Here is a 1,452-nt window from a genome sequence, read left to right on the forward strand (position 1 = left end):
CTAAATTAATTTGTCAAAATTTAATCATATAAATAAATTCTGAAAATAAATAATTGGAAAATAAAATTGTAGGTTTGGTTGATAGGGTTATTGAAGGGAAGAAAAATAATGAGGATACTAGAGAGTTGGAGGGGAGATTGATAAGATTGTTTATAAATTATATGATTTAAGGGAAGAAGAGATTAGGATTGTTGAAAATAGATAATTTAAATGCTTGACAAATATTATAAATACTTTATAATATAAAATATATATCATCGTAGGTTTCCTTTGGGGACTTACCCCCTCGTCTCGAACGGGGTTTTTTATTATTATCACTATGAATAAAGTTAATTTTTATATAGACGGTTTCAATATTTACCATGCCATAAGAAAAATAAAAAATAATAGATTAAAATGGATTAATTATAAATTATTATGTGAAGAAATTTTAAATACGGACGATGAAATAAACGAAATATATATTTTAACGAATTTAATATAAGACTTGACAAAATTTATTTTTCATTTATCATAGCATAAATATATTTTTTCGAGGAATTATCGTGTTTAATTATTTTCAAAAGAGTCAAAGAAGAAGAAATATCTTAAATAAAATAAAATCAAACAGAATAATTATAAATAAATTTCAATCTCCGCTCGGTATAGTTCCAAGCGAAGACGCAAAACCTAAAGAAGGATTCGATTTTGAACTCAAAGACGGCGAAATTTATTCTTATAGAATATCCGTTTCGGCAAATAAAATTCCGTATCTATTCTTAAAATTAATTAAATTATTTCCTGCTTACGCCACTATGGTAATTGAAAGAATAAGCGAAGATATAAATAGAGATTTCGATATAATGATGAGCGACCCCGATATTTCAAAAGCGGAAATAAAAAATATATTCAAAAAATATAAAGAGTTATGGGTTGAATGCGGATTTGTAGGTTTTGGAATAATAGACGAGAGAACGGAATTTGAAGTTTTTATTAATTTGGATAAAGAAGTTATAATAAACACTCCTTACGAAAATGTGAACGAGATTAATTCCATTTTAGGTTATTTTAATCTTTTAAATGAAAATCCTTCTTTTATAAGCGACTTCGAGCATTGGCATTATCCTTTATCTTCGGTAGTTTCTTACGAGACGGTATCGGAAAGCGATGAATATGTATTCGATTATTACGATATAATAAACAACTTAAAACATCTTTACGGTTTTTCGCTTATAAATATGAACGAAAGAATAATAAGAAGACAGCCGAAATGGTGGAATGTCACGGTAAAATGCTTGGGGAAATGCAAAAAAATATCTTCAATTTCAAGTTATTATATCGTGGCAAATACAATCGAAGAAATGGAGACTTTGGTTGACGAAAAAATGAAAGAAATGAATATAGAGAATTATTATATTTACGATTTCTATAATGTCGAACCTAATAATTATAATCCAAGAAATTTTAATTTAA

Annotated in this window: 2 protein-coding genes; both read left to right on the top strand. The window is 26.7% G+C overall.

What is annotated here, in order from left to right; genetic code table 11:
- Window positions 1–319: 319 nt before the first annotated feature.
- Window positions 320–484: a PIN domain-containing protein gene (locus tag EZH24_RS14295; protein ID WP_137999272.1), complete on the top strand. Its 165-nt coding sequence runs from the start codon at window positions 320–322 to the stop codon at window positions 482–484.
- Window positions 485–545: 61 nt separating this feature from the next.
- Window positions 546–1,452: hypothetical protein (locus tag EZH24_RS11780; protein ID WP_137999273.1), on the top strand; the 907-nt coding region annotated here is incomplete at its 3' end.

The organism is Brachyspira catarrhinii, from assembly GCF_005518285.1.
In the GTDB taxonomy this organism is placed as follows: Bacteria; Spirochaetota; Brachyspiria; order Brachyspirales; family Brachyspiraceae; genus Brachyspira; species Brachyspira catarrhinii.